Origin of the sequence: Candidatus Zymogenus saltonus, assembly GCA_016929395.1 — a bacterium.
In the GTDB taxonomy this organism is placed as follows: domain Bacteria; phylum Desulfobacterota; class Zymogenia; order Zymogenales; family Zymogenaceae; genus Zymogenus; species Zymogenus saltonus.
This window is the reverse complement of sequence record JAFGIX010000049.1, coordinates 17,117-38,117: the sequence shown is the minus strand read 5'-3', so window position 1 is coordinate 38,117 and position 21,001 is coordinate 17,117. Positions and strand designations below refer to the sequence as shown.

Here is a 21,001-nt window from a genome sequence, read left to right as displayed (position 1 = left end):
AAAGCGGCATGACTGACCCTGAGAGGATTACCGCCCCCTTCCGACGGAGGCCATGTAGAGCACGCTCTCCCTCTCCCCGTCAATGCCTATGATGTCGTTTACCTCCTGGTCGTAGAGGGCCGCTATCGGGCAGGCGGAAAGCCCAAGCGCGGTCACCGCCAATAGGAGGTTCTGCATGATGTGGCCGCAGTCGAGGTAGACATACCTGTATCCCCTCTCACTGTACTTTATCGTCGAGCGCATAAAAATCGCCGTGAAGAGGAAGACTACGTCGGCGCTCTCGACCATCTCCTGACCAAGGGCGCCGTCGGCCAGCTCGCGGGAGAGATCGCCTCCCTTTATCAGCTCCAGCTCATCCTCCCTCAAGGCGTAGTGATAAAGACCCCTGGGAATACCGGGGACATTTTTAATGCCGAGGTACGTCTCTATAGGGTAAAGGGCGCCGGCCGAGGGCGCCGCGCGAAATCTGTATCCATACTCCACGGCTGTAATCCCCTGGGCGGCCCAGATGAGCTGGGAAAGCTCGTCTTTCGTCACCGGTTCACCGCCGTAATCCCTTTCGCTCCTCCTCAGGTTTATGGCATCCCAAATCGGCATTCCCCCACCAGTCTTAGGCAGGGGAAGGGCGATCCTCTCGGCATCCGGGTAGGTTTTAAAGGGCTCCGGCCTTTCATCCAGACCATAGAATCCCCCGGGTATCCTGTCAGGGAAATACTTCGTCTCGTCCTGAAATTTTTTGCCTATTCCCATTTATCAAAAAACCTTAGTGTCTAAAATAAAGGAGCGCTCTTAAATCCCCAAACCGGCCATGAGGCTTAAAAAGACTCCCATCCCTTTCAAAAGGTTATTTCCCGTGAAGGCCGAAAATGGCCGTGAAGAGTATCCTGAAGACGTAATCCTGCAAAATGAAAATCAGTCCCATATGAACGACAAACGAGATCGAGAGCAATATCAGGGCCGTCCTCCTTGGAAAGCCCGCCTTGATAAATCCGGCAAGGAGGGATATCGAAAAGCCGAAAAAAGTCCCTATAGCAGTGCCAAAGGCCAGCGAGAAGATAAATCGATACGGGTTGATGCCGAATTTTTTAACAAAGATCAGATTAAGGAGGTTGACGGCGATAAAGACGACAAGGGAATATAACCCTCCCAGAAAGGCACCCTTTTTGGGATCGGAGATATAGATTAAAAAGATCCACAGGACCGCAATGATGATATAATCCATAACATCCAGAACATAGAGCCATGAATCACCCATCTTTTTAGTTATAACAAGTCCGTAGACTATCGAATCGGCCAGCGCAAAGAGGATCGACACAACTCCGATTATCAACAACGCAAACAGAAACAGACTCTGATCATTGGTGAGGACTCCCTTTTTTGCAAGGGGTCCTTTTGTGACCTTTTCCTGGGCCTTGCCGATCACCTGAGTAAGAGCGGCCCTGATATCCTCTCCCATCACCCTTGTCTTATTGAAACTCGATGAAATCGCCCTGCGAAAGGTATCCCCCTTATCCCTCCCCTTGAGCTTCTCTCCTCTGATTACTTTTTCAATCCTTCCCGCCACCCCTATCCCCGCCAGTCCCGCCTCGACGGCTCTTATGAACTCGTCGGCGGACTGAAACCTCTCGCTCCTCTTTTTGGCCATCGCCCTGGTAACTATGGAGGCCGCCCAGTCTGGAAGGTTTGACCTGAGGCTTTTGATGGGCACCGCCTCTTCCGAAACTATCTTGGTTATCGTGGAGACGCCGGAGTCCATCCTGAAGGGCGAGACCCCCGTCAGCATCTCGTAGAGGACAACGCCGAGGGAGTAGATATCGCTCCTCCCATCCAGCTGCTGACCCTTGACCTGCTCCAGGCTCATGTAGTCCGGAGTCCCGATTATCGAGCCCGTGGTCGTTTGGCCCTTCCCGCCCACGGCCTTTGCGATTCCGAAGTCCGTCAGGACGACGCGGCCCGACTTCTCGATCATGATATTCCCGGGCTTGACGTCCCTGTGAATTATCCCCTGGCCGATCCTGTGGGCGTGAGACAGCCCGTGGGCCACCTCCAGGGCCACGTTGAAGGAGTATCTTACGGGAAGGGGCGCCTTCCTCTTGATAATTTCGGTCAGTGTCTCCCCGTCCACGAACTCCATAGCTATGAAAAAGGTGTCCCTGACGGAGACCGGACCAGAGTCGATGACCTGCACGATATTTTCGTGCTTGAGGCCGGCGGAGGTCACCGCCTCGTTTATAAAACGGTCGAGGAACTTCTTGTCCCGGGCGAGATCCGGATGAAGGATCTTCAAGGCTATCTTTCTCTTTATCCTGACCTGAGTGGCCAGATAGATCGCTCCCATTCCCCCCTCGGCGATCTTCCTTTCAACCCTGTAGCGCTTGTCTATCGTGGTTCCTATGAAGGGATCGCCGGACCCGGTGAGGGGAGCGGCGCATTCGTTACAGAATTTCGCCCCTACCCTGTTTTTTAGTCCACACTGGGGACAGACGCCCATATTGTCTCCATGAAATCAAAAGTGATTGAAAGGTTTCACTATATCTAATAATATTAGAAATTTGGAATAATTCAAGCCAATATTAAAAAAAGAGCGTTAAAAAAGGAGCGGGGATCATTCCCCCGCTCCTTTTAGATTGCAAGCAAACCGTACAAAATTATTTTGCGGCCGCCGCGGCCTTCTTGTCCTTTTTCTTCAAAATGAGCATCACGATGAGCGTCATTATCGCAAGGACGATCACAACAGTGACTATCAGGCCGACGACGCTGTGGGCGATCATGGCGACGATCACGGTTGTTATCGTCAGAACAAGGGCCATGAAAAACGTCACTATGCTGATGAGAGTCTTGCTTATGTTGCCGAGGAACGGCAGGACATCGAGAACCGCGGTGATTGGACCTAACAGGAGGCCGAGGCCGAACCACATCATGAGAAATCCGACTATCCTCAAAATCCATCCCATCGTCTTATGCTCACCGCTAAGAGTCGCTATCGCCTCGTCCTTGGTACCCATCCGGGCGTGGTAAATCTTGGCGTCCCTCTTCAACTTCTTCGTCGCCGTGTAGGACACAAGCTTGCCGCTCTCCAGCATACCGAACGCCGTCACGTTAATGTTGTTCGGAAGGGCGGTGTACTTTATCCTGGTGTCGCCGACCTTCGGGCTCCCAAGGCTCGATGGAGTCCCGTAGTAAGACGTGGGAGTTGCTGGAATAAAAATGTAACCGCCGTCGAGCGTAGCCCCGGTCCCGGTGCCGTAGACCAAGCTTGATGTCTCCAGAGGAACGGCGCTGCCTCCAGGAAGGCTCATAGTTCTGATGTCGATAGGATAAACCCCGACCTTTGCCTCATTCACGTAAAAGGTCTCACTTTGATACTTCATGGGGGGATTGGTGTACTCGGGGCTCTTGTCATGGAATGAAGACGAGTTGGCGGGCATAGAAGTCCATTCCGTAACGTAGTAATATGTGGTAACGGTCTCCTCGCCTCCCCCGACCTTCTTTTGAGTCTTGGATTCGCTCTTCTCCACCCATGCCCACATCTCGACCGAGCGGTTGAGCACCAGGTAATCTCCCGGATTGAGGAATGTGGGATCGCCCAGCTTCTCCGTCGAGTTTAAAGCCCCCGTCACAGATACAAGGGCCCTCTCGTTTACGGTGTCGACCGTTTCCGCGCTGATGTCGACGGCGTTATTCGCGATAACCTCGGAGATGTCGATTCTTCCCTCATTCATCCACAACACGACAAAAGACGCAATAAAGAGGAGAATACCGATCAATACCCCCTTTATCGAATCACCGATCTTTTGTCCCCAACTTCTTGTCGTAGTTTCGGTAACCACTGTAAAACTCCTTTAAAACAGTTACTAAATTATATTTCTAAAACCACCTTACATATACTATTTTTGGTAAAAATATACTACATTTTTCTGAAAAATAACAGAAATTTTTTGCGCTTTATGTAATCAATATCACATTTTTATGCTATAATTTTCGCTCAAACAGTAAATTTTACCCGCTTGTCCGTATAAATACCTTTGATTATGGACCAACAATAAGTGGAATCCATCTACCTTCCATCAAAATTCACCCTCAAGAGAGAGATAAAACTCCTCCTTCACGGCATCCTCTCTTTCATTTTAAATGTCCTTATCTTCCCCAAGAGGAGCATGTACGTTGCCGCTTTTAGGGGATTTCTCCTATCGCCTTTTTTGAAAGGCCCTTTGAGGACACGATTCATTATGGGGGGGGTAACCCTCGAAGACATATCGAAAACCGAACTGGACACCGATTCTATCATAAAGGAGGATGTAAGGGTCAAGGGGGGGTTGGTGCTGGGCAACCGCTCCTACATAGAGACGGATACCGTAATAAACGGCCCCGTTGTTATCGGCTCCAGATGCTTTATTAACTACGGGAGCGAGATAAACGGAGAGACCACCATCGAGGACAACGTAATCGTGGGCCCAGGGGTAAAGTTTCTGAGCAAGACCCACGAGACGGGAAGCGAGGACTTCAGGGCCGGAAACCTCCACCACTTGCCCATAACCGTGAAAAGGGGCGTCTGGATAGGGGGCGGGGCGATCATCCTGGGGGGCGTCACCATCGGCAGGGGGAGCATCGTGGGGGCGGGGGCTGTGGTCACGGAGGACGTCCCGGAAAACGTAATCGTCGTGGGAAATCCCGCAAGGGTGATAAAGAAGCTGGGCCCGGGATACGGCGGAAAGCCTAAGGGAAGCCCCAAAAATCCACCTGAAATCAGATGGGCCTGAAAGATTTTCTTTTATGTCATCAATATAAACTATTGTTTGACATTAACCGATAAAATCAATAGAATATTGTAAAAAAAAGGCTATATAAATATCTTTATGGAGTAATTCTCATGAACAACGATTCATCCGCCTTCACCAAAGGGCAGGCGATTTACGCCCTCGTTATTCTTGTTCTTATAAACTCGGTCAACTACATGGACAGATACGTAGTAGGTATACTTTTCCCTTTGATAAAAGCCGATCTCGATCTTTCCGACTCTCAGCTGGGTCTTTTGGGCGGCATTGCCTTTACGGTCTTCTACGCCATAATGGCGCTACCGATGGGCCTTGCCGTCGACCGCTTCAGGAGAAAGTACGTCTTGGTCTTCGGTATATTTCTGTGGAGCTTGGCGACCTTTTCATCGGGACTTGCCGGAAGGTTCATAACCCTCTTTACCGCCAGGGCCTTTACCGGTACGGGGGAGTCGTCGGCGCACCCCGCCGGTGTCTCGATGCTCGGGGACTACTTCAGCGAAAAGGTGAGGGCCACGATGATCGCCGTATTTCAGATGGGCGTCCCCCTCGGCGCGGGATTGGGCATAATCCTTGGGGGAATCCTCGCGGTGAAATACGGGTGGCAAAAAACCTTTTTCATCTACGCAACCCCCGGAATTATCTTGATTCCGTTTATCCTCTTCATGAAGGAGCCGGTAAGGGGAGGCTCCGAGGGCCTGACCGCCGATGCGAGCGAAAGAATAGAACTGGAGGGATTCGGGACGAAGGTCAGAAAGATTCTCTCCTTGAGAACGCTCCGTTACCACTACGCGGCCACCGCCCTGATCATGTTCGGATCCCAGGGCTTCAATATATGGATGCCCTCCTACCTCGAAAGGGTATGGCATTATGATCTCGCGGTTGCTGGGAAAATTGCCGGCATAGCTATGCTTGTCGGGGGTGTCGTCGGCGCCCTGGGCGGGGCGATAATCGCGGACATCTGGTCACGAAAAGACAGCACGGCGAGGATAAAGACTCAGGCCCTCGCTGCCCTAATAGCCGTCCCCTTCATGTTCTTGGTGCTTATAACGCAGAGCAAATCGATACTGATAGCATCGTTTTTCATAGCCGTAATCCTCTCCGTTGCGATGTTTCCGATTTTGTCGGCCATCATCGTCAACCTGACGGAGCCCCAGGACCGTGGCGTGGCCATGGCGCTTCTGCTCCTCTTCCAGACGGGGATAGGCTTCTCCTTGGGGCCGGCCTTCGTGGGATGGACAAGTGATATTTTCAACCATTTTGGATTTGAAAACTCCCTGATCTACGGGCTTGTCGTCCTGCCCCTATCGTATATCGTCGTAGCGGTCATGGGAATATTGGCCCTTCGTCACTTCAGGTCGGATTACGAGATGGTACAGAAGAAGATAGCCGATCTTGCAAAAAAGTGAGAATCGTTGCCAAGAGACAGGAGGTGAGATATGACCCTGGAAGGCCTATATCCCCACAAGGTTAAGCGGATAGAACTGGTGGGGCACGACTGCGCCTACATCGACGAGGGCGATGAGAGGGAAACTGGATCGACCCTCGTCTTTCTTCACGGATTCTCAGTGAACCTCACCGTTTTTTCGAGAAATACCTCTTATTTCTCAAAGAAGAGGCGTGTCGTCGCCCTCGACTACCCCGGCTATTACCTGTCCGAAAAGGATGAGTGGGTATCCTACAACATCCCCTTTATGTCGGACGCGGTTATCGAGCTTATCGAGAAGCTAAAGCTCAAATACGTAATCCTCGTTGGAAGCTCCATGGGCGGAGCTGTAGCAATGGAAACGGCTTTAAAAAAACAGGACCTTATATCGTCGCTGGTCCTTGCGGCCCCGGCCGGCTTTTCGGGGAGAAACAGGCTCCTTGCGGCGCTGCTCCCCCTCCAGACAAAGCTTTTCCCAAGGGAAAAGATCATAAAAAAAATGACCACCCGCCTCTACGACAGGGTTACCACCTTCACCTACGACAAGAAGCTCCCGTTCCTGGACAAAATAACCGCCGGCTACGACGAGATGGTAAAAAGAAAAGACTACGAGCTCTGGATCAACATCCTCCTGGATATGGCAAGGGAGGTGCTCAGGGCCGACTACCGCAAAAGGGCGGGGGAGATTAAAATCCCCACGTATATTCTGTGGGGCGAAAAGGATGAGGTCCTGCCGCCGTTCGGGGCCAAAATCGCGCAAAAGTGCATGGGGAACAACATATCGATTCAGATGCTGCCCGATATGGGCCATCTCCCCTTCGTGGAGGCACCTGATCTTTTTAACAGGAAGGTGGACGAATTCCTGAAGTCGGAGGGGCTGTAACGATCGCGTTTCAGCCCACCACAGGACCTTCCCCTATGAAAAAGGTGCCCGCCATCCCTTTTCTCTCAATCTTGATCTTGTCTTTTTGTGTGATTGCGCCTGCGGCAAAAAGTCTTCGGGTGGAGGAATTGGGGATAGGGGGGGGCAAGCCCTCATCGGTTTACAACGACTACGAAAAGGGGGAGCCTTTCGATCTGGCCTGGAGGATTTCTTACAGAGATAAGGATATAGGATATTCCATCTCGCGGTTTTCATCTTCTTCAGGGGGCGAGCTTAAAGAGGATGGAGTCAAGAAGTTCATTATAGACCTGGGAGTTATAACAGTCCTGTACAGCGAAAGAACCTCCACAACCTGGAACGGCTCGGGCCTTATCGTCTCATTCACCTCCACAATAGATGTAAACGGCAGCGTCGAGAGGAGACTTTTCAGGCGAGATGAGATGGGAACGGGAACTCTCAAGATAATCAAGGGGAATAAGATCAAAGAGGTCTCTCACGCCAAGGACGAGTTCGACTTCATCTCCGGTGATCTTTACCTCAGAGGATTTCAGGACAGATCGGGAGACGTGACCTACAGGATAATGTCTCTCATTGACGGAAAGATCAACTCGAATTCCTGCACTTTTATCGGGATGGAAAAGGTCAATGGAACAAAAGGCACCGAGGAGTGTGCAAAGATAGATATAAAGGGGAAAAAGGGCGGCGGAATATTTCTTATAAACGATATAGGAATCGCCGTTTACTTTAAAGTCCAGTTCCCCCTGGGGCATTTCTCTTTCACCCCCGTCGACCTGGCCGAGGCTGAGAAGGCGCTTATGAACAAGCTCCCGTCGGAATAATCCATACACCCCTTCTAATCAGGATTATCCTCCTCAAATATTCAGACTTTCTGGAATGCATCAAAACAAATGCATAAAAACCATTTTTTACCAATCTTTTTTACAATATGTATTTCATTTTCTATTTACCGAAAGCGGCAAGTATGGTACAAAAACGGGGTTTGGTAAAAAAATCCTTAATTTTTCATATAAGGGGTTTTAAATCATGACGAAAAGCGTACTTAAGACGAAGATTTGTGACATGATAGGAATGGAGTATCCGGTGTTCTGCGCCGGGATGGGGAGCATTTATTTCGGGATGAAGTCCGTAACCGGCTCGAAGCTCGCGGCCGCTGTAAGCGAGGCGGGCGGAATCGGCGTCATAGGCGCCGCGATGATGACGCTGGACGAGATGCGCCAGGCCATAAGGGAGGTGAAGGAGATTACCAAAAAGCCGTTCGGCGTCGACCTCCTTTTACCCTCCGGCGTAGAGGAAAACGCCGGCGATCTTTCGGGCCTGAAGAATATTTCCATCAAGGAGCTTCAGGAATATCTGCCCAAGGAACAGCGGGATTTCGTGGACTCCCTTATGAAGGAGCTGAATCTAAAGGACATCTCCTTCGAGCCTAATCTGAACATGACCCTTATGAGGCCGAGGGATGCGGTCGATATATGCCTTGAAGAGAAGGTTCCCGTATTTGCGGCGGGACTGGGCAATCCCGCCTTCATGGTGGACGAAGCCCATGCCCAGGGGATGGTGGTTATGGGGCTTGTTGGAAACGTGAAAAACGCCAAGAGGGTCGCCGCTTCGGGAGTGGATATCATTATCGCCCAGGGAACCGAGGCGGGGGGCCACACGGGAAGGGTCGGGACACTTGCCCTGGTTCCCCAGGTCGTGGATGCCGTCTCACCAGTTCCTGTGCTGGCGGCGGGCGGCATAGCCGACGGCAGGGGACTGGCGGCGGCCCTTACCCTGGGCGCCGAGGGCGTCTGGGTCGGGACAGCCTTTATCGCCACCGAAGAGTCGGACGACTACCAGTTCAACAAGGAGAAGATCGTCTCCGCAGACGAGGAGGGAACCCAGATCACGAAGATATTTACGGGAAAGACCATGAGGGGGATTAAAAACGAGCTTATGAGGAGATGGGACGAGGCGGGGCTTCAAACCCTTCCCATGCCCCTTCAGTCGCTCTTGATGGCCGATCTTGTCTGCGGGCTTATCGAAGAGGAGCGCACCGATTATATCAGCCCCCCGGGGGGACAGGCCGCGGGCCTCGTGAAGGAGATAAGGCCCGCCCGCAAGGTCCTCGAAGATATTGTTAAAGGCGCGATAAATATTATGACGGTAGATATCCCGAATAGGGTGGAGGCGTCGGAAAAGTAGCTTGAGCGCCGCGGACTCATAGAAAGAATTTTCAAAACAACAAATATACGGTTTATCGGATAAAGACGGAGCCGGCCTTGGAACTTTTTAACTGACCTTCGTATAAACCGTTCGGACTGAATGTTTAACAGACGCTTCAGGCCGCCACTTTGCGAAACTCCTTTATAAGGATCTCCATTCTGTACTCCCCTCTCTGACGGATCCTTTTTAATCTTTCGTCTATCATTTTTAACTCGTTTAGGAGCTCCTCATCGATATCCCTGATGTAATCCTCGGACTTTCTCAGGACCTCGTGTAGAATGTCTATGTGATCTTCGATCAACCGTATATAATCGCGGCAGTAGTGAGGGAACGCTCCCATGGCGCCTCTGTATCCAAGATCGTAGGCTTCGATCACCGACTGAAGGAACCTCTGGTATTTATGTAAAATCTTGTGGTCATCGTAAATACGCCCCAGGGGAACGTGTATCCCTTTTTCCTTAATGCGATCCAATATCAATAGCTCCCTCGTTATATGGGAACCATCGATATACACCTGAAGGAGCTCCATGTTCTCTTTCAGCATCCAAGGAGGCACTTCTTTTCCGTTGTCCATTCTGTCGGAAGAATTCTGCAGCATCCTCAAAAGAATCCCCACACTTTTTAATTCATCTTCCAAATATTTTATTGTCTCCATCTTACCGTCCTCTTTAACACTCAATCCAACCTATACCCGCCGATCGAAAGCAAACGAGCAATTCTCGAAAGTTAAGTATGAAATCTGAAATCTTATTGGTAACATAGTCATTATATTGCTTTCTTCAAGGCTAATTTGAGAAAAATATGAATATTTCCAATCCTTTTTCCTCAAATATACATTACCAATTCGATACAATGAGTGTAAATAGGTTAAAGTGTGTATTTTCCCACAAAAAACTGTGTATTTTAACAATGGGGTTAAGACCAATATTTGTTTAGTAATCTGAAATTTTTTGCATCTAATTACTAAATCATGACATATTTTCTTACAAAAATTCTAATTAGTCTCATTTCTTCGGCTTTACCCTTGACAATTGAAGTTTGATGGCGTTATCCTTATACTGTGTCGTAGTGCTCAAAGGCATTAGACAATTTTTTTTTAATTATGTGCCAAACATGTATTCGGAAAAGGCCCAAAAGCTGGATTTCAAAGACGAAACGGTAAAGCCGGGCGTCGAGCGCGGAGTGTGGAACGGCGGTCCCTTTACCGTCGTGCGTTATAAATACGCCCCCGGAGCGAAATTTCCCTCTCACAGCCACGAGGCCTCTCAGCTGACGATCATTCTGGAGGGCAGCATAGAGTTCTCCGTAGGCGAGGATAAAATTTTCGTCACGGCGGGAGAGACCATCTATATTCCCTCCGGAGAGTCCCACAGCGCAGAGGTGCCTAAAGATGGCGAATCTGTTCACTCCATAAACGTCTTTTATCCCCCGAGAGAGAAGCACCCCTAAATGCAAAAAAGAAGGCCCACAGAAAAATACATTTTTTACCGCGATTTGAAGTGCAGCTATCCCCTCATTGTTCGTGGGGACGGAATCTACATCTACGACGATAAGGGGCAAAAGATCATCGACGGGGCCTCCGGGGCGGCAGTCGTCTGTCTCGGCCACAGGAATAAAAGGGTCATGGATGCGTGGAAGAAACAGGCGGAAAAGATCGCCTTTGTCCACATGAGCACCTTTTCAAACGAGCCCATATTAAGGCTCTCCGAGAAGCTCGTAAACATGGTTGGGGACAAGCACTATCACGTCTACTTCACGTCCGGTGGATCGGAGTCGGTCGAGGCGGCGATAAAGCTCGCCCGGCAGTATCATCTTGAAAAGGGTAGGCCGGGACGATACATGGTAATCGCCAGGGCGATATCCTATCACGGCTCGACCCTGGGGGCCCTATCCCTGACTGGCCACCATTATAGAAGGTTCAAGTTCTCCCCGATCCTCTTCAGCTTTCCGAGGATAAGCCCCCCCTACTGCTACCGGTGTCCTTTCAACCAGACGAAAAAGACCTGCAACCTCGATTGCGCGGAAGACCTCGAGCGCGCCATCGTGGCCGAGGGAGAGGAGCTGATCTCCGCCTTCATCTTTGAGCCGGTCGTGGGGGCCGCGGCCCCGGGGATCGCCCCGCCGGTCGGATATATTAAGCGCATCAGGGAAATCTGCGAGAGACACGACATCCTGATGATCGGCGATGAGGTGATGAGCGGCGTCGGCAGAACGGGCAAATTTCTCGCCTCACAGCATTATCACGCGAGGCCGCATATCATCTGTCTCTCCAAGGGATTGTCCTCCGGTTACGCGCCGCTTGGGGCGGTCATGGTTGAAAACGAGGTGTACGAAATATTGAAGGAATCGGGCACACATGCCTTCGTCCACGGCCACACGTTCGGAGGACATCCCGCCTCCGCGGCGGTGGGACTCGAGGTACTGAAGATATTAAGCGAAAAAAGGCTTATCGAGCACGTGGCGGACATGGAGAATTACTGGATGCCGAAGTTGAAGGCCCTTAAAAATAAGCACAAAATTGTCGGCAACGTTAGGGGAAAGGGCCTTCTGATCGGCATTGAATTTGTCGTGGACAACAACAAAGGAAAGGGACCCTTCGATCCCTCTCTTCTTGTGAGAATGAAGATTCAACAGGAATGCCTGAAGAGGGGCCTCTACGTGTATCCGGGGGGATATTCCGTCAAGGGGATAGCGGGGGATCACATCTTGCTTGCGCCTCCCTTTATCGTCAAGGAGAAGAATCTGGACACGATGACGGAGATTCTCGACGATGCAATCGGGGCCGTGGAGGAGTCCCTAAACCTAATTTAATTTTTTGTCTATGCCTCTTTGGGGACAACAACAACTTCCAGCTTCTGCATCTTTCCCTTGATGACCCTTATAACGGTAATCTTGAGCTTGGGGCTTTTCGGAAGCCCCACCAATATTCTGTGAATATCATCGACGCTCCCTATCTCTTTATTTTCGATTGCCACGATCAAATCACCCTCCGAGATTCCAGCCGTGGCAGCCGACCCCCCCTTAACCACGCCCATGACCTCGACCGCAGAGGGAGTATCGATGCCGAAATGTCTCTGGATGCGGCGGTCAACCGGCCTTGAATGCCCCGTTATTCCAAGATAGTAACGCTTCACCTTGCCGTGGGTGATGATCTCGCTTACGACCCACCTGGCCGTATTTATCGGCACGGTGAAGCTTATCCCCTGGGCCATGTAGATCATTGCGGTGTTTATCCCGATGACGCGTCCCCTGCTGTCCACGAGGGGGCCGCCCGAGTTTCCTGGATTTAAGGGGACATCGGTCTGAATCACATTTTCGATCAGCTTTCCTGATCTCCCCCTGATCGATCTCCCCAGGGCGGAGACAACGCCGGTGGATACGGTGTTCTGAAATCCGAGGGGGTTCCCGATGGCGATCACGAGCTGGCCCACACGAATGCGATCCGAATCTCCGAGGATTGCGTGGGGCATCTTATCGGTCATCACCCGGACGACGGCGAGATCCGTCCCCGGATCGGAGCCCACCATCCTTGCTGAGAAACTGTTTCCATCAATCAAGGTCACGGAGAGTTCCTTCGCCCCGGAGACGACGTGATCGTTGGTGAGGACGAAGCCGTCCGGGGCTATGACAACGCCTGATCCGGCACCCTCGCCACCGTAACTGCCTGTTGTGGAATCCTTCTTTACCTTGATGCTGACCACCGACGGGCCGACGTTTTCCACGACCGAAATAACCGCCCTCGAATAGGCGTCCAGGGCGTCGGGCGGATCGACCGATTCGAAATTGTTATCTGAAATCGGAGTCTTTCTAGACTCGCTATCAGTCCCGCCGGAATCGTCTCCTGCCTCCACAGTCCTCCCCTCGCCATTCAGGGCCAGCGTCCTCAAAAGGTTTTGCCCTCCTTCGATCATCATTTACCCCTTCTATTGACCGCAAAAATACCCAAGGCTCTTTCCAAAAACGAACATAAAAACTCCTCCATCTACCGGATTATCTCCGTCCCACACACATGAAATAATATAGTCACTATTTTTTTGTTTACAATCCGCCAAGGTTGATTTCTTTGCGGGCGCACCAATCCCCCAATATATTACAGGTCTTCTTCAATTTAATCGGATTGTCTATGTGTGACGAATGTCACAACTTGTTGAGAGACGTTTCCCCGCGGCTCCTCGATCGACCAGTTTTTCCCCGCTCCCGTTCGTCATCGACCTCCCTTCCATCCCCTGAGCCTATCGCCGCGCTCATCTTCTCTATAAAACTCTCGGACGAGATCGAAGCGGCGCCCCGGCGCTCCGAGGCTCTGACAACCTCCCTGTCCGACGTCACGACCACCCGCTCCACCCCCGCCGCCTTCTCCACAAGCTCAACGATCACGTCGTCGGCCCTCTCCTCCCCCTTCGTGAAAATCACGTTTATCCCTGCGCTCCTCTCAACCACCCTCTCGACTCCCCCCGCCTTAACCGCGTCAAAGACCACGGTAACGGCGTGCCCCCTGACTTTTCTATACCTGATCAGGTCGTTGATCAACCCGCTTCTGGCCGCTCTCATCTTCCTCCCTGAAACGGCGCCGTATTCGGCCGCGGTCATGATCACGTTGTAGCCGTCGATTATAACATGCACGTCAATCCCCCCGTCCCCCTGTTTAAATTAAACCTATCGAGCCCTGCCCATAAGCTCCATCAGCTCTTTAAAGACGTTTTCAGTCTCCCTCCTCAGGTCATCGAGGCTCCCTGTGTTGTCGACCACGAACTCCGCCCTCCTCTTCTTCTCTTCGAGGTCCATCTGCTTGTCTATCCTGTTTTCAGCATCGGAACGGGAAAAACCGTCCCTCGCCATGAGCCTTTTTATCTGCGTCTCACGGTCGACGTAGACCACCACGACGACGTCAACGATGGCCTCCGCCCCGGCCTCGTAGAGTAGCGGGATGTCAAGAACGAGCGGAACCTTGGGAGTTGAATTCCGGTAGTCAGCGATCTCACGCTGGATCTCCCTGAAGACCTCCGGGTGGATTATGGCGTTGAGATCGTTTAAGGCCTTTCCGTCCTTAAAGACTATGTCCCTCAGCTTTTCCCTGTCGAGGGTCCCGTCTTCTGCGATTACCCCGTCCCCGAACCTCTCAACTATCTTTGCAAGGGCCGGCCTTCCCGGCTCCACGACTACCCTTGCAAGCACATCCGAGTCCACTATCTTGGCTCCAAGTTCAGCTAATATCTTCCCAGCGCTGCTCTTCCCGCTGGCGATTCCCCCCGTAAGACCTGCAATCAGCATTATACATCCTTAAAAAACGGTAACAGTTTCAAAATCAACGAATCATTATCGCGCTCAGCATCCTTCCGGTATTTGCCCCTTCCCTTCTATAGGAGTAAAAGAGGTCTCCCCTGCAGCGGGTGCAAAGTCCGACGGAAAAGATGTTTTTTTCGGGCACCCCCGCCTTGTGAAAAAGAGATTGATTGAGACCGACGAGGTCAAACATGAAACACCCCCCCTCGGTCTCCGAGAGATATTCGCCCCCCGATAGATGTTTCTCCTTCACAGCCGCCGCCACCTCCGGGCCGACCTCGTAACAGCAGGGGCCAATCGCCGGGCCGAGGACTACCACGATCTCCTCCGCCCTCGATCCGAAAGAGTCTCCCATCGTCCTTATCGCCGCGGCGGAGATTCCCTCAACCGTCCCCCGCCACCCCGCGTGAACCGCCCCCACCGCGCTCCCACCGACATCCATCATCAAAATGGGAACACAGTCGGCCGTAAGCACCGCCAGGGCCAAGCGGGGGACTTTTGTGATGACGCCGTCGGTCTTCACCACCCCGAACATCTCGTCCCCCACAGGCCTGTTTGCGAGGTAGGTCACCCTTGACCCGTGAACCTGATCCATGACGAAGATGTCGGAGACAGCGACGCCGAAATAGTCGGCGGCGGCTTCGTAGCTCCCCGCTACCTTAGGGTCGTCAATCCCTTTTCTGTCAAAGTCGAGCCCGCCGACTTGCTCCTGTCCGCACCTCGTGGTAAATAAATAGTCGATTTTCCCGATTTTGTCAAGAATATCGACCCCGATAAGCTTCATCGATGATTTTTCTTTTATCTCAACCATCACTTCTCAATACCTTCAGGAACTCCTCTATATCCGCCGGAACGTCCGACGTAAACCTCATCCTCTCGCCGGTGATGGGATGGACAAATCCCAAGACCTTGGCGTGAAGGGCCTGTCTCTTGAGGGCGAGAACGGCTTTTTTGAGCATTGGACTTGAAAGAGATCTCGCCGCCTTCATAGAGCCGTAGGTCGTGTCCCCGCAGACGGGATGGCCGATGTAGGCCAGATGGACGCGAATCTGATGGGTGCGCCCGGTCTTCGGCATAAGCTCGACCAAGGTTATCTGCGAAAACCTCTCGACCACCCTGTATTCGGTCACCGCCCTCCTGCCCGAACCCCGGGAGGCGGTTATCCTCTTTCTGTCTTTCGGGTGCCTGGCCAGCGGCGCCTCGATTATTCCGTTATCAACGCCTATCCTCCCCCAGCAGAGGCTCACGTAAATCCTCTCCGTCGTGTGGGCCTTGAACTGCGCCGAGAGTCCATCGTGGGCGGCATCCGTCTTTGCAACGACAATTAGTCCCGAAGTGTCCTTATCGAGCCTGTGGACGATCCCCGGCCTGTCCTCCGGGCCGCATCGGGAGAGGGGGATCTCCCTAAAGAGGAGGGCCGAGATCAGCGTCCCCCTGTCTTTTCCGGCCCCGGGATGAACCACAAGGCCGGGAGGCTTGTCGATTACCACAAGGTCATCATCCTCATAGACTATATCAATATCTATATCCTCCGGCTCGATCGCCTTCGCCTCAAAGGGGGGAACCGTAACCTCAATCTTCTCCCCGACGGAGAGACGCCTGCTCGGGCGGCAACTCTTGCCGTTAACGAGGATGTTTTTATCTTCTATAATTTTCTTGATCTGGGATCTTGAAAGGTCGGAAAGCTGAAGCTCATTTGCGAGGTATTTATCGAGGCGCAGGCCGTCCGCTTCTTCGGAGACCTCAAGGGTAAACTTCTGATGAGCGTTTGGCGGGGGGGAGCTGTTTTCTATTTTCTCATTTTTAATCTTCAAGGAATTTTAAATATTACATCTTATATTTTTCGCCTGAATCACCATTACATCCACTATTGCGAGGTCGTAGAAGTTGCTGTTTGCGGTGATCTCGGGGGCAACCCTGCTGAAATAGACCTTTCTTCCGCGCTCGATCTCATTTGCCAGCAGTTCGAAGAGATTGTCGTTAATAAGGCCCTCTCTGACCTTTTCCTTGTTGTATATGGTAATATCGGAGATGATCGTTCTTGCCAATCTCTTGGCCGCTTCCTGGTCGGTTATAAGACTCATGCTTCGATTCCCCGGTTTTCAAACGACCTTGATAACAAAAAGCTCAAAATGCTTTTTTATATGAAATATTATTCCAGAAAAACAATAAGATGTCAAGACATTAGAGTTTACGCATAAAAGACCTCAATGAAGCCTCTCCCCAGGGCCTATTGAATCTTCAAAGCCCACTTCCCTTTGAAAGCTCTCTATTATTCTCTCCTTACACCCGATGCAGAGAATCGCCTCCATCTCAAAATAGACATCCCTTTCCATCATCTCCTGATCTTTCTCATCTATCTGGGCGATAGCGCCTTCAATATCGGAGTCGTCCTCATTCAAGACGCCGTCAAACCCGGCTTGAGATACAAGTCTCACCTTGTAAAACAATCCCCCGCTTAAAATCTCTTTCCCGCAACTCTGACAAACATGAACCAACATAATTAAATCCCCCCATGTACGTTTTCAAGGGCATTGACTATCCCCTCTATCCCCACGTTTTCAGGCGGCAAATCAACACCCTCGTCAACAAGCCTCCTTATCAAGATGAGAAATTCCGGGAGATTGATCTTCAACCTTTCCAATATCCCGTCATTGAAGAGAAACTCCAGTGGAGGTCCGCAAAAGATTATCTCCCCCCCGTCCAATGCCAGCACGAGATCTGAGAGGACCGCCTCGACGAGAGAGTGAGTGATGGACAAAACCGTCAACCCTTCCCTCCTGTTGAGATCCCTGATGAGGCTCAAAATGTCTCTCCTCCCCTTCGAGTCGAGCATGGACGTGGCCTCATCCAGTATAAGAATCTCGGATCCCAAAACCAGTATCCCGGCGATGACCAGTCTCTGCTGTTCCCCGCCGGAGAGATGGTGGGGAGGCATCTTTCTGAGCTGATACAGGTTCAGCCTTTTAAGAGCGGTGGAAACCAGTTCCTTCATCTCCGAAGTCGGGACCCCCTGATTTTCGAGTCCAAAAGCTATATCCTCTTCAACAACGGCGGATACGATCTGGTTTTCGGGATTGGAGAAAACCAGCCCCACGTTGTCCATCAATTCCTCGTGGGAGATCGTCTTGCCTGCGACCTTTACCGTCCCGCTGTCAGGAGTGATCAATCCCTTTATGATCTTTGCTATCGTGGTCTTCCCGGAGCCGTTTGGGCCGATAAGGGCGGCGTACTTACCCCTTGGAATGTGGAGATCGACCCCGTTCAGCACTCGGTTTTTTATGCCCGACGCAGAATCGAAGGACAAATGAACATCGGAGAGGTGGATCAAATTCTCCCCCTGACTCTTTTTTCAATCCATACCTTGATGTCTTCAACTATGATATAAAGACAGGGGATAACCAGAAGCGTCAGCACCGTGGCAAAGGTAAGCCCCCAGACGATGGATATGGCCATTGGGGCGAGATAGGGCTCGCTACCGCCAAGCCCGAACGCCATCGGCCCCAGGCCACCGATAGTGGTCAAGGAGGTTAGGAGAATGGGCCTCAGCCTCGTCTTGCCCGATTCAATGACGGCATCGTAAAGGGCCATTCCCGATTCTCTCGCCCGGTTGATGAAATCGACCAGGACAAGGGAATCGTTGACGACGATACCAACGAGGGCAACGATTCCTATGACCGCAAGGAGGGACAGCTCTATATTCATGATGAATAACCCCGCCACAACCCCGATAAAGGAAAACGGTATGGTAAACAGGATAATAATCGGCTGAACAAAGGACTTGAAAAGGGCCGCAAGGATCACGTAAATGAGAAATATGGCAAGCCAGAAGGCCTTGACCATGGAATCCATGGACTCCTGCGTATCCTCGTATTCTCCGCCGTATTTAAATGTGACGCCCGGGTACTTATTGCTCACGGTTCCGAATTTGTCGATAAGGAGCTCGTTGACGGCGCCGGAGGTAATCTCCTCTTTTTCGACATCCGCCGTTACGGTAATACTCCTCTCCCTCTCGGTATGATAGATCCTCAATATGCCCTCTCCGTATTTAATTTCGGAAAACGCCTTAATCGGGATTCTCTCACCGGATGAGTTCGGCACGGAAAAATTCATCAGATAATCGCTGTTTTTGAACTGGTCGGCGTATTTCACGATAATGTCTATTTTTTTGTCACCACGTCTGATGTTTCCCGCATCGCCTCCCGAAAATGCTTGGCGCATTTCGGTCGCTACGGTCGCCACATTCAGTCCGAGGGAGCGCGCCCTGTGCTCATCCACAATCACACGGATCTCCTCCTTGCCCACCCTGAAATTGTCGTCTATATCCTTAACACCCTTTATCTTTCCCAGCTCCTCCTTGACCTCCTCAGAAAGCTTCCTTAGGACATCGAAGTCCTCTCCCTTGATCTCCATTGCCACCGCCGACCCGGTGGGAGGCCCGCCGTGAAGCTCCGTGAATGTAATCGATGTTGGGCCCGGTATCAAGGAGGTCTTCTTCCTGAGCTCCGATATGATCTTTTCTGCACCGACGTCTTCGTAACCATGTTTTGTGAGCTCGATCCAGAGCTGGCCTACATAGGAACCCTGAATGGGCGCCTCACCGGTCTCAATATATCCAACGAGGGTAATCAGGGCGGAGATATTTTCCGATGCATCAGTGCTCTCCATCACGATCTTCTCGACTTCCTTGACGACTCGATCGGTCTCATCGATGTTTGAATTCACGGGATTGTATATATTGATCATGAATTGCTCCGCCCTTGACTTGCCCATAAAGACAAACTCCATGGTTAACAGGGCAAAGAATATGGTAATGACGGCAACGCCGAGAAGACCGAAAAAAATCTTGTAGCGTCTTGTTAAAAATCCGCCCAACACACTTCCGTAGAAATCCCTCACTTTATTGAACCATGCCCTGGCCTCCTTTGCCTTCTCATCCGTCTTTATTTTTACGAATTCCGCAAGGTGGGACGGAAGGACCAAAAACGCCTCGAGGAGGGACGCCAAAAGCGTTATGATAACGATCTCCGGTATGACCCTGAGAAACTTGCCTGTTATCCCCACCATCATCAAAAGGGGGAGAAATGCCGCGATATTCGTTGAAATGGCGGCGGTTACGGGAAGCACCACCTCCTCCGCGCCTGCGACTGCCGCTTCCGATGGGGAAAGCCCCATCTCTCTATATCGAAAGACGTTTTCCGACACGACAATCGCATCGTCGACAACAATTCCCAGAACGAGGATCAACCCGAACATGGAAAGCATGTTAAGGCTCATTCCCGTGTAGTACATGATAATAATGGTCAGGAGAAACGAAAAGGGGATCCCCATTGCGGCCCAGAAGGCGACCCTCGACTCCAAAAAGGCGTATAGAATAAGTATTACGAGGAAGAGTCCGATGGCCCCGTTAAAGAGGAGGGTGTTCTGCCTCCTTACCACATATTTTGAGATATCCTGTACCAGAGCAATCTCCGCGCCCTCCGGCAGCAGTTTTTCCTCCTCTTTGACAAGCCTCTTTACTTCTTTTACGATATCGATAACATCGCCGTCGGCCTTCTTGTTGACGAACAGCGCCACGGTCCTCGTGCCGTTGAGCCTGCCGATTATGTCCTCTTCCTCAAAGGTTTCGACAACGTTTGCGATATCCTTGACCTTTATGGTTCCGGTGGGAAGGGAGCGGACTACGATACCTCCGATATCGTCCTTATTCTCCACCTCGCCCATTGTCCTTAGGAGGATCTCTTTTCTCCCTTGGTCAAAGGAGCCGCCCGGGATATTGAGGTTTCTATACTTAATTGCGTTTATGATTTCCGTCATGGTAAGGTTTGCCGCCTCGAGCTTTCTCGGGTCTACCTGAACCCAGAACTCCTTGTCCCTGTAGGCCCATAATTCCACGGTGCCCACGCCGTCAATCAGCTCTACCTTCTTTTTAAGCCTGTCGGCCGAGTTCTGCAGGTACTCCTCGGGGACGTCCCCCCCGAATCCGACCGTTATGGCGGGAAATTCGGCGCTAAGCTTTATAAACTCGATGTCGTCCACGTCCTCAGGGAGGTCATCAACCTTGTCCACCTCGGTCTTTATATCATTGAAAAGCTGATCGAGTTCTATCCCCTCAACATCGCTCTCCGCCTGAATGATGATTGTCGCCACTCCCTCCCTCGTCCTCGAGTTCAGCTTCTTTATTCCATCGACATCGGCGATCTCCTCCTCTATCGGGGTCGTGACCACCTTCTCTATCTCCTCGGGGGACGCGCCGGGATAAGGCGCGACGATTATTATGTAACCATAGGCGATGGCCGGGAAGACCTCCCTGTTGAGGTTCCTTGCAAAGATCACCCCGAGGATGAAGACCGCGATGGTAATCATATTTACAAGGACTGAATTTCTTACGGAAAATTTCGGTATTGACATCAT

Annotated in this window: 20 protein-coding genes; 7 read left to right on the top strand and 13 right to left on the bottom strand. The window is 51.5% G+C overall.

Annotation, left to right across the window (positions count from 1 at the left end; genetic code table 11):
* Positions 1 to 27 precede the first annotated feature (27 nt).
* The 3 genes from JW984_09790 to JW984_09780 form a co-directional block, all read right to left on the bottom strand.
* Positions 28 to 750 (bottom strand): SagB/ThcOx family dehydrogenase, encoded by a 723-nt coding sequence (locus tag JW984_09790; protein ID MBN1573472.1) that lies wholly within the window; start codon positions 748 to 750, stop codon positions 28 to 30.
* 94 nt (positions 751 to 844) lie between these two features.
* The gene (locus JW984_09785) at positions 845 to 2,491 is read right to left on the bottom strand and encodes a protein kinase (GenBank protein ID MBN1573471.1); all 1,647 of its coding nucleotides are present in this window, start codon (positions 2,489 to 2,491) and stop codon (positions 845 to 847) included.
* Positions 2,492 to 2,648: 157 nt separating this feature from the next.
* Positions 2,649 to 3,830 (bottom strand): TMEM43 family protein, encoded by a 1,182-nt coding sequence (locus tag JW984_09780; GenBank protein MBN1573470.1) that lies wholly within the window; start codon positions 3,828 to 3,830, stop codon positions 2,649 to 2,651.
* A gap of 327 nt (positions 3,831 to 4,157) precedes the next feature.
* Between JW984_09780 and JW984_09775 the strand changes: the two genes are divergently transcribed.
* The 5 genes from JW984_09775 to JW984_09755 all read left to right on the top strand — a co-directional run bounded on the left by JW984_09775 (position 4,158) and on the right by JW984_09755 (position 9,283).
* Complete coding sequence (locus tag JW984_09775; protein MBN1573469.1) at positions 4,158 to 4,760, top strand: hypothetical protein; 603 nt, start codon at positions 4,158 to 4,160, stop codon at positions 4,758 to 4,760.
* Between the two features lie 110 nt (positions 4,761 to 4,870).
* A complete protein-coding gene (locus tag JW984_09770; protein ID MBN1573468.1) occupies positions 4,871 to 6,181 on the top strand; it encodes an MFS transporter in 1,311 nt (436 codons plus the stop codon).
* 30 nt (positions 6,182 to 6,211) lie between these two features.
* Positions 6,212 to 7,081 carry an alpha/beta hydrolase gene (locus JW984_09765; GenBank protein ID MBN1573467.1) on the top strand — a complete coding sequence of 290 codons (870 nt, stop codon included), beginning with the start codon at positions 6,212 to 6,214 and terminating at the stop codon, positions 7,079 to 7,081.
* A gap of 35 nt (positions 7,082 to 7,116) precedes the next feature.
* On the top strand, positions 7,117 to 7,920 hold the full coding sequence (locus tag JW984_09760; protein ID MBN1573466.1) for a hypothetical protein: 804 nt from the start codon (positions 7,117 to 7,119) through the stop codon (positions 7,918 to 7,920).
* A 205-nt stretch (positions 7,921 to 8,125) separates the two neighbouring features.
* The gene (locus tag JW984_09755; protein ID MBN1573465.1) at positions 8,126 to 9,283 is read left to right on the top strand and encodes a nitronate monooxygenase; all 1,158 of its coding nucleotides are present in this window, start codon (positions 8,126 to 8,128) and stop codon (positions 9,281 to 9,283) included.
* Between the two features lie 136 nt (positions 9,284 to 9,419).
* Here the strand turns inward: JW984_09755 and JW984_09750 are convergent, their stop codons facing one another.
* Positions 9,420 to 9,959 carry a hypothetical protein gene (locus tag JW984_09750; protein MBN1573464.1) on the bottom strand — a complete coding sequence of 180 codons (540 nt, stop codon included), beginning with the start codon at positions 9,957 to 9,959 and terminating at the stop codon, positions 9,420 to 9,422.
* 458 nt (positions 9,960 to 10,417) lie between these two features.
* Here JW984_09750 and JW984_09745 point away from each other — a divergent pair, with 458 nt between their 5' ends.
* Both JW984_09745 and JW984_09740 read left to right on the top strand, forming a co-directional pair.
* On the top strand, positions 10,418 to 10,753 hold the full coding sequence (locus tag JW984_09745) for a cupin domain-containing protein (GenBank protein MBN1573463.1): 336 nt from the start codon (positions 10,418 to 10,420) through the stop codon (positions 10,751 to 10,753).
* Positions 10,754 to 12,115, top strand: coding sequence for an aspartate aminotransferase family protein (locus tag JW984_09740; GenBank protein MBN1573462.1), 1,362 nt, complete (start codon positions 10,754 to 10,756; stop codon positions 12,113 to 12,115). It abuts the gene before it with no gap.
* Between the two features lie 8 nt (positions 12,116 to 12,123).
* Here JW984_09740 and JW984_09735 read toward each other — a convergent pair whose 3' ends face one another.
* The 9 genes from JW984_09735 to JW984_09695 form a co-directional block, all read right to left on the bottom strand.
* Positions 12,124 to 13,218, bottom strand: a complete 1,095-nt coding sequence (locus JW984_09735) for a trypsin-like peptidase domain-containing protein (GenBank protein ID MBN1573461.1) — start codon at positions 13,216 to 13,218, stop codon at positions 12,124 to 12,126.
* A gap of 223 nt (positions 13,219 to 13,441) precedes the next feature.
* Positions 13,442 to 13,927 (bottom strand): NYN domain-containing protein, encoded by a 486-nt coding sequence (locus JW984_09730; protein ID MBN1573460.1) that lies wholly within the window; start codon positions 13,925 to 13,927, stop codon positions 13,442 to 13,444.
* Positions 13,928 to 13,960: 33 nt separating this feature from the next.
* Positions 13,961 to 14,572 (bottom strand): dephospho-CoA kinase, encoded by a 612-nt coding sequence (locus tag JW984_09725; protein MBN1573459.1) that lies wholly within the window; start codon positions 14,570 to 14,572, stop codon positions 13,961 to 13,963.
* 37 nt (positions 14,573 to 14,609) lie between these two features.
* Positions 14,610 to 15,398 carry a peptidoglycan editing factor PgeF gene (pgeF, locus tag JW984_09720; protein ID MBN1573458.1) on the bottom strand — a complete coding sequence of 263 codons (789 nt, stop codon included), beginning with the start codon at positions 15,396 to 15,398 and terminating at the stop codon, positions 14,610 to 14,612.
* Positions 15,391 to 16,380: an RluA family pseudouridine synthase gene (locus JW984_09715; GenBank protein MBN1573457.1), complete on the bottom strand. Its 990-nt coding sequence runs from the start codon at positions 16,378 to 16,380 to the stop codon at positions 15,391 to 15,393. The genes pgeF and JW984_09715 overlap by 8 nt, the downstream gene beginning before the upstream one ends.
* A gap of 27 nt (positions 16,381 to 16,407) precedes the next feature.
* Positions 16,408 to 16,671 carry a hypothetical protein gene (locus JW984_09710; GenBank protein ID MBN1573456.1) on the bottom strand — a complete coding sequence of 88 codons (264 nt, stop codon included), beginning with the start codon at positions 16,669 to 16,671 and terminating at the stop codon, positions 16,408 to 16,410.
* A 123-nt stretch (positions 16,672 to 16,794) separates the two neighbouring features.
* A complete protein-coding gene (locus JW984_09705) occupies positions 16,795 to 17,025 on the bottom strand; it encodes a hypothetical protein (GenBank protein ID MBN1573455.1) in 231 nt (76 codons plus the stop codon).
* Between the two features lie 65 nt (positions 17,026 to 17,090).
* The gene (locus JW984_09700) at positions 17,091 to 17,918 is read right to left on the bottom strand and encodes an ATP-binding cassette domain-containing protein (GenBank protein MBN1573454.1); all 828 of its coding nucleotides are present in this window, start codon (positions 17,916 to 17,918) and stop codon (positions 17,091 to 17,093) included.
* Positions 17,915 to 20,998 (bottom strand): efflux RND transporter permease subunit, encoded by a 3,084-nt coding sequence (locus JW984_09695; protein ID MBN1573453.1) that lies wholly within the window; start codon positions 20,996 to 20,998, stop codon positions 17,915 to 17,917. The genes JW984_09700 and JW984_09695 overlap by 4 nt, the downstream gene beginning before the upstream one ends.
* Positions 20,999 to 21,001 lie beyond the last annotated feature (3 nt).

Coding starts and splice junctions, on each gene's coding strand:
- JW984_09785 (MBN1573471.1), bottom strand. CDS start 2,491: ATGGGCGTCTGTCCCCAGTGTGGACTAAAAAACAGGGTAGGGGCGAAA.
- JW984_09770 (MBN1573468.1), top strand. CDS start 4,871: ATGAACAACGATTCATCCGCCTTCACCAAAGGGCAGGCGATTTACGCC.
- JW984_09710 (MBN1573456.1), bottom strand. CDS start 16,671: ATGAGTCTTATAACCGACCAGGAAGCGGCCAAGAGATTGGCAAGAACG.
- JW984_09695 (MBN1573453.1), bottom strand. CDS start 20,998: ATGTCAATACCGAAATTTTCCGTAAGAAATTCAGTCCTTGTAAATATG.
- JW984_09790 (MBN1573472.1), bottom strand. CDS start 750: ATGGGAATAGGCAAAAAATTTCAGGACGAGACGAAGTATTTCCCTGAC.
- JW984_09755 (MBN1573465.1), top strand. CDS start 8,126: ATGACGAAAAGCGTACTTAAGACGAAGATTTGTGACATGATAGGAATG.
- JW984_09765 (MBN1573467.1), top strand. CDS start 6,212: ATGACCCTGGAAGGCCTATATCCCCACAAGGTTAAGCGGATAGAACTG.
- pgeF (MBN1573458.1), bottom strand. CDS start 15,398: ATGGTTGAGATAAAAGAAAAATCATCGATGAAGCTTATCGGGGTCGAT.
- JW984_09740 (MBN1573462.1), top strand. CDS start 10,754: ATGCAAAAAAGAAGGCCCACAGAAAAATACATTTTTTACCGCGATTTG.
- JW984_09760 (MBN1573466.1), top strand. CDS start 7,117: ATGAAAAAGGTGCCCGCCATCCCTTTTCTCTCAATCTTGATCTTGTCT.
- JW984_09735 (MBN1573461.1), bottom strand. CDS start 13,218: ATGATGATCGAAGGAGGGCAAAACCTTTTGAGGACGCTGGCCCTGAAT.
- JW984_09750 (MBN1573464.1), bottom strand. CDS start 9,959: ATGGAGACAATAAAATATTTGGAAGATGAATTAAAAAGTGTGGGGATT.
- JW984_09745 (MBN1573463.1), top strand. CDS start 10,418: ATGTATTCGGAAAAGGCCCAAAAGCTGGATTTCAAAGACGAAACGGTA.
- JW984_09775 (MBN1573469.1), top strand. CDS start 4,158: ATGTACGTTGCCGCTTTTAGGGGATTTCTCCTATCGCCTTTTTTGAAA.